We start from the raw sequence: 6,331 nt of genomic DNA, 5'->3' as shown, positions 1-6,331 counted from the left end.
CAAAGGGCGGGGGATGAACCGTAAAAACAACTCTCGCAGAGGCAGAAAACAAGCATGTTCCCCACAGGCGTGGGGATGAACCGCACTCTCAAAAACCGGAACCCGAACTGGAGGTATGTTCCCCACAGGCGTGGGGATGAACCGAAACATTTACGGTCACGTCGAATATCAGTGCTATGTTCCCCACAGGCGTGGGGATGAACCGACCCTTCGCCAGACCAATCGACCTGACGCAGAATGTTCCCCACAGGCGTGGGGATGAACCGGCCTCGAACGGCAGCTCGACCAGGACGCCCTTATGTTCCCCACAGGCGTGGGGATGAACCGGTGTTGATGCCCATGGTGCCAGGGCACTTGAAATGTTCCCCACAGGCGTGGGGATGAACCGGACACCACAATCATCAGCCCGGCCAGCAGGCCATGTTCCCCACAGGCGTGGGGATGAACCGCAGTACAACGGCGACACCTTGCGTCTTGCCGAATGTTCCCCACAGGCGTGGGGATGAACCGGACATGAAGAGCAGCTTCCCCCTCGGTTGGGAATGTTCCCCACAGGCGTGGGGATGAACCGACCGTTGAGCGTTTTTTTGGCACATTTGCCGAATGTTCCCCACAGGCGTGGGGATGAACCGGTTGAGGAAATAGCAGCAATGCGGATTGACATATGTTCCCCACAGGCGTGGGGATGAACCGCTCGCCGGTGCCACGGCAGCGCCAAAGATGGCATGTTCCCCACAGGCGTGGGGATGAACCGTTTTAAGGGCTCGTCTACGGCGGGAAATTACAATGTTCCCCACAGGCGTGGGGATGAACCGGTTGTCACGGGTTCAAGGTTTTTTTACCCTGCACTTTGTCAGCCCCTTTGCCTTGCGGATGAAGGCGGTGTCAAAGGTGGCGAAATGTTTGCACTCCTTGCTCATGGAAAGATGCAGGGAGTCGGCGAAACCCAGGTCCTTCCGGGAGAGGTCAATGGCCTGGGCGATTATATCCGGCCGCTGTAACTTCACATTTGGCAGGCCGAAGGTCTTGCTAAAGGCATCACAGATGGCGGCGGGCGCAAAATTGTAAGCATAGCGCAGGACCCATTCGGTTTCGAGGATGACGGTTTCCGGGATGAAGATATCGTATTTGCTGAATAAGGTCGAGGCCTTCTGGAACTGCTCCTCGTCGTCGCGAGTCAGGAGACGGACGATAACGTTTGTGTCAACCGCGATCACGGGCGGCCTCCTGTGCCCCCTTGCGGATGGCATCTTCCATCTCGGCAAGAGTTTTGGCCTTGCCTTTGTATTGCAGACATGCCGCAACATCGGCAAGGGTGGTTTTCGAGAAAGGCTCTACTGGTTTGAGTTGAACACCTTCACCGGACTTAATGACCTCAAGGCGCTGACCCGGTTCCCAGTGATGTTCTTCCCGGATCGATTTGGGGATGATGACCTGGCCTTTGCTTGAAAGAATTGTGGTTGGCATGGAAAAACCTCCCCGGTAAGAAATTGGTAAGATTACTTTAAGGGAAATAAAGGAAAATGTCAACAACTGAAAGGGGTTCCGTTTTCTATTTTGTGAAGGGAAACATAGCTGTTTTTCCTGAGTTCGGAGCTGTTTTTGTTGACAGTTGCCCGTGCTTTTCATTATAGGGCTTGTGGCGAAGATGGTTTGAGGAGACAATAACCATGCTTAGGGCCAATGATTTCCGCCATCCCACCATTACCCCCCCAGGCGATTTTGCGATATCAGTCGATGCATTCAACAGTCAAGGAACACTCTGGCCTGCTTTTTTTTCTGGCCGGGATCACCCTGCTGCGCCTGCTGGTCATTCCCCGGTTCGGCCTCGGGGTGGATGAGGCCCATTATGTCCTTTACGGCCGCTATCTGGATCTAAGCTATTTTGATCATCCGCCCCTGATCGGCTGGGTGCAGTATGTTTTCACCTCGCTGTTCGGTGAGAACGAGTTCGGCGCCAGGATAGCCGCGGTCCTGATCGGCGGCATTGTTTCGGTCCTGATCTACCGTTTCATCCTGGCCATTGCCAGGGACCGGTACCAGGCGCTGTTCTGTACGGTTGCGTTGAACGCCTCTTTTCTGTTCAACGCACTTTTTATAATGTTGATGCCGGACACCCTGCTCTTCATACTCATCATCCCGCTTATCCATACCGTTATTGCCGTTGAACAAGAAAATACCGTTGGCAACTGGCTCCGGCTGGGCCTGTTGCTGGGGCTCGCCGGGCTGGCCAAGTATACCGCGGTCCTGTTTCTGCCCCCGATTGCGCTCTATTTTATTTTCCGTAGACGGTTTGACCTGCTCTTCACCCCGAAGCTGCTCCCCGGTGCGCTGCTGGCACTGTTGCTGATCAGTCCGGTGCTGGTGTGGAACGCCCGGCACGACTGGATAAGCTTTGCCTACCAGGCCCGGCACGTGGCCGGCTCGGATGCGGTCAGCTGGGGAAAATTCGGCCTGTCGCTGGGTGCCCAGTTTGTTGCATATAGCCCCCTGTTGTTGCCAATAGCTTTTTTCGGGCTCTATAAGGCGCTTCGTTCCAAGGAGAAGACCCTCTTTCTAAGCGCCCTCTTCGGGGTGGTGCTCATCGGCTTCTTCACCTATGCCTCGTTTTATGAGCGGGCCCTGCCGCACTGGACATCGCCTTTTTATCTGCTCTTCATCCCGATCGGCAGCTATTATCTTCTCCAGGCCGGCAGTGGCTGGAAAAAATACCTTTACGGGGCCGTGGCAATCTCCATGACCCTCTCATTGCTGGCCTATGGTGAACTTTCCCTTAAACTCATCCCGTTCAAGGACTATCAGGCAACCATCCACCGTGATATTTACGGGTTTGACACCATCATGGAGGAGGCGGCGGCGTTGATCGATGATCCGGCCCGGGAGGCAATGGCGGTGACCAACTGGACCCTGGCCTCGCGGGCCATTTTTTATAATCCATCCCCTGAAATCGATCTTTTCCTGATCGATAACCGTGACGACCAGTTTGATCTCTGGCAGAAATCTTCACCGATCGGCCGCGACCTGCTCTTTATCAATACCCATTTCTTTAATAAGGATATCAATGCGACCATGCGCTGCAGTGCGGTGGAGCAGGCCAAAACCATTGATATTTACCTGCATAACAAGGTGAATAGCGTTGATTATGTCTGGTGCCGCAACTTTCAGGGGTTACGATAGGTTACAACCTGCCCGCCTGCCGGCAAGGGCCCGGGGCGGCAACAAGATGAACAAAATGTAAGGGGGCTGTTTCTCCATGCTTTTCCTGGACAAGGACCGTTGCCGGATCAATGTTCCCCAGGCCTGGGCCGGTTTTATCGTTGTGCTGCTGCTCTGCGGGCTCAGCATGATCTTTGTCGACCGCCAGGTTCTGCTGCTGGTCCACCAGCATCTGCCGGCCGGCTGGCAACAGTTCTTTGAAAGGGTTACCCGGCTGGGCAAGGGCGACATCTGGATAAGCTCTTCTCTCTGTATTGCCGCGGGGGCCTATCTCCTGCAGCGGTATGGGAAAGATCCCGGCCTGCGCCGGCGCTGCGCCGCGATCAGCGGAAAGGCGTTTTTTGTCTTTCTGTCGATCGTTTTCTCCGGCCTGCTGCTCAACCTTGTCAAGACGATGATCGGCCGGTACCGGCCGCGTTATTTTTTAGCCGACAACCTGTACGGGTTTCAGCCCTTTAATTTCGACTTCGGGATGAACGGCTTTCCCTCCGGCCATTCCCAGACCGCCTGGGCCCTGATGATTTCGCTGTCGCTGCTGTTTCCCAGATACACCGCGGCCTTTGTCTTTTTTGCCGCCCTGGTGTCTGCCAGCCGGGTCTTTGTTTCGGCCCACTTTGTCAGCGACATCCTGATGGGGTCTTACATGGGAATGTTCCTGACCCTGTACCTTTACACCCGGCTTGTCAAAAAGGGCTATCTGGTTCCAGGGCAATGATCATGGGCCGGGCTGTCCGCCCGGATACGGAAAAAATGCTGGAATCGGCGCGGGATAAAGCGGGAGGAGGTTGTCAGGAACCGTGCACCGGCTTTAGTGACGGCTGGTCATGGGCCTGCCTGCTTCCAGGTAGCTATAGGGAAGCTGGTAATAAGTAAATAACGTTGAAAGCGGCTTGTTTTTATTGCGGAAAAAACGGGACAGGTTGAAACCTATACCAAGGTACGGGATTCTTTCCCGGGATGGTTCATCGTTTACAAAACCACGGGTATAATAACCAAAATACAACTCGGCAAATTTGAGCTGCTCGTTTTTAATCCAGTCAAACCCCTCGGCCTTTAAGGCGATCAGATACTTCATCTGGTCGTAATCGGTGGTGGAAAGAGAGAATCCCGAGAGCTTATATTCCAGTCTCAGGTCAATCTTGTCCGATAACCAGGGATTTTCATGCAGGACATAGCTTGCCGCGGCCCCGCTGACGTTGGCGATTATATCCTCGTGGGACAGCCCGTAATCGCTGAAGCCATCGGCAATTTCCCCCAACGTGGTACAGAGGACTGACGAAAGAAAAGAAAAAATGCTGGATTTTCGTCGGTCAAACCCCCACGAATCATAGGCATAGCTGAAAATATCTCCCACCACATACCCGGTATAAAAATGGCCGAGTTTATCAGCGCCGCCGTAACCCGTATCAGCGTCGAACCATCCTTCCGAGGTGGTTTTGAAATACCTGGCCGGGCTGGCGCCCCAGACGAGAACCGCATGGGCCAGGATTCCAGTTGTACCGGCCAGGTTCAAATAGAGCGCCTTTTTTTCCTTGCTCATATTTGCAAACCTCTCGGAGAGTCGCCTGGTCAGCGGCGATCTGTCCTCAAAGGACTCACGGACATCATCAATGGGCGCGGAATAGTAACCGCCCTTAACGTCCCGGGCCAATAGCGGAGAGGAGAGGAAGATGGTGAGCAGCATTACTGTTACAGGAAGAAACCGCATGGTTTATCCATTATATTGGCCGGCTGGGATGACGTCCATAAAATTATATCTGCCCGGAGAACGGATTCAGGTGAAAGTCCTCCCGGACAAGGAGAGGTGGGCGTGGAGATGTGATCCCGCTGGTTAGGTCAACACCTGATTGCGGACATGGGACAGGGGTGGGACGGCGACGTTGTCGTTGATCCGGCTCTCGTGGATGACCGTGTTGGGGCCGATGGTGCAGTTGCCGCCGATTTTTGTATTGCCGGTGATCTGGACATTGGCATTGATGCAGGTATCAGCCCCGATAATGACCCCGTTCTGGATAAAGGCGGTTTCCGGGGCGAGCAGGGTGACCCCGGAGAGCATCAGTTCCTCATTGTGGCGCCGCTGCAGCTCGCAATGCGCCTCGGCCAGTTCGAGCCGGGAGTTCACCCCCAGCACCTCCAGGGCATCTTCGCAGGAAAAGGTATTTATTTTATTGCCCGCCTTCGCGGCAATGGCCACGATGTCGGTAAGGTACATCTCGCCCTGTTTATTGTTGGTGTTCACCCGGGCCAGGGCCTCGAACAGAAAGGGCAGTTCCACGCAGTAGATCCCGGCATTGATCTCCTTGATCAGCCGTTCTTCCGGGGTGGCGTCCTTTTGCTCGACTATGCCGGCAAGATCTCCGGCTGCGTTGCGGATGATCCGGCCGTAGTTGCCGGGGTCGGCAAGATGCGTTGTCATCACCGTGAGCGGTTCGCTGTTTTGTTTATGCTCAGCGAGCATCCGGTCTATGGTCCGGGATCGGATCAGGGGGATGTCACCGCAGAGGATCAGCACGGTGCCTTGCTGACCGGCGAGATACGGCTCGGCGCAACGGGCGGCATGACCGGTGCCGAGCTGTTCTTCCTGCAGGACATGCTCAACGTCATAACCGGCCAGGGTTTTGATCACCGCATCCTGCTGGTGGCCGACCACCACCATGGTCCGGATAAGATCCAGGCCGGCAATGGCGTCAAGGACATGGAAGACCATGGGAACGAAAAGGACCTCGTGCAGGACCTTGGCCTTTTCCGACTTCATGCGGGTGCCCTTGCCAGCGGCCAGGATCAAGGCGAATGTGGCTGACATATCTTCTTTCCGGTTGTTGATAAGCAGTGGTGTCTGTGATCGCTTACAGGTTTGGAGGTAATGATATTGCGTAGTTACCCCGTGATCAGTTATGTGGTAACCGGGAGATAGACTACCAGGAAGGAGGGGTGATGACAAGTGAATGCATTGCCCTTGGGGCGAGAGGGGATGTTGACAGGGTAGGGGCAGGCATAAAAAAAGGGTTCCCTCTAAAGAAGGAACCCTTTTTCACAAAAAGAATTCGGCGGCGACCTACTCTCCCACACAGTCTCCCATGCAGTACCATCGGCGCTGAGGAGCTTAACTTCCGTG

General features: G+C 54.8%; 6 protein-coding genes, 1 rRNA gene and 1 CRISPR repeat array. Of the genes, 2 read left to right on the top strand and 5 right to left on the bottom strand.

Annotated features, from left to right (window positions below):
- Position 1: 1 nt before the first annotated feature.
- Positions 2-815: a CRISPR direct-repeat array (repeat unit 20 nt; unit sequence ACAGGCGTGGGGATGAACCG).
- A gap of 12 nt (positions 816-827) precedes the next feature.
- Positions 828-1,217, bottom strand: a complete 390-nt coding sequence (locus L3J03_11910; GenBank protein MCF6291685.1) for a type II toxin-antitoxin system VapC family toxin — start codon at positions 1,215-1,217, stop codon at positions 828-830.
- The gene (locus tag L3J03_11905; protein MCF6291684.1) at positions 1,204-1,629 is read right to left on the bottom strand and encodes an AbrB/MazE/SpoVT family DNA-binding domain-containing protein; all 426 of its coding nucleotides are present in this window, start codon (positions 1,627-1,629) and stop codon (positions 1,204-1,206) included. Before L3J03_11905 ends, L3J03_11910 begins: the two co-directional genes overlap by 14 nt.
- Positions 1,630-1,737: 108 nt before the next feature.
- Between L3J03_11905 and L3J03_11900 the strand changes: the two genes are divergently transcribed.
- Both L3J03_11900 and L3J03_11895 read left to right on the top strand, forming a co-directional pair.
- Entirely contained in the window at positions 1,738-3,177 is a 1,440-nt protein-coding gene (locus L3J03_11900) for a glycosyltransferase family 39 protein (protein ID MCF6291683.1), read from the top strand.
- 76 nt (positions 3,178-3,253) lie between these two features.
- Complete coding sequence (locus L3J03_11895) at positions 3,254-3,931, top strand: phosphatase PAP2 family protein (GenBank protein MCF6291682.1); 678 nt, start codon at positions 3,254-3,256, stop codon at positions 3,929-3,931.
- Positions 3,932-4,024: 93 nt separating this feature from the next.
- Here L3J03_11895 and L3J03_11890 read toward each other — a convergent pair whose 3' ends face one another.
- The 3 genes from L3J03_11890 to rrf form a co-directional block, all read right to left on the bottom strand.
- Positions 4,025-4,924: a YfiM family protein gene (locus L3J03_11890; protein MCF6291681.1), complete on the bottom strand. Its 900-nt coding sequence runs from the start codon at positions 4,922-4,924 to the stop codon at positions 4,025-4,027.
- Between the two features lie 123 nt (positions 4,925-5,047).
- Positions 5,048-6,019: an NTP transferase domain-containing protein gene (locus L3J03_11885; protein MCF6291680.1), complete on the bottom strand. Its 972-nt coding sequence runs from the start codon at positions 6,017-6,019 to the stop codon at positions 5,048-5,050.
- 239 nt (positions 6,020-6,258) lie between these two features.
- A 5S ribosomal RNA gene (rrf, locus tag L3J03_11880) occupies positions 6,259-6,331 on the bottom strand; the annotation flags it as partial.

The organism is Desulfobacterales bacterium (assembly GCA_021647905.1).
Classification (GTDB): Bacteria; Desulfobacterota; Desulfobulbia; order Desulfobulbales; family BM004; genus JAKITW01.
The sequence above is the reverse complement of the archived record's forward strand: the minus strand, read 5'-3'. Positions and strand labels throughout refer to the sequence as shown.

Excerpts from the sequence above, each read along its gene's own strand:
- L3J03_11905 (MCF6291684.1), bottom strand. The coding sequence starts at position 1,629 with ATGAAAAGCACGGGCAACTGTCAACAAAAACAGCTCCGAACTCAGGAA.
- L3J03_11885 (MCF6291680.1), bottom strand. The coding sequence starts at position 6,019 with ATGTCAGCCACATTCGCCTTGATCCTGGCCGCTGGCAAGGGCACCCGC.
- L3J03_11900 (MCF6291683.1), top strand. The coding sequence starts at position 1,738 with ATGCATTCAACAGTCAAGGAACACTCTGGCCTGCTTTTTTTTCTGGCC.
- L3J03_11895 (MCF6291682.1), top strand. The coding sequence starts at position 3,254 with ATGCTTTTCCTGGACAAGGACCGTTGCCGGATCAATGTTCCCCAGGCC.
- L3J03_11890 (MCF6291681.1), bottom strand. The coding sequence starts at position 4,924 with ATGCGGTTTCTTCCTGTAACAGTAATGCTGCTCACCATCTTCCTCTCC.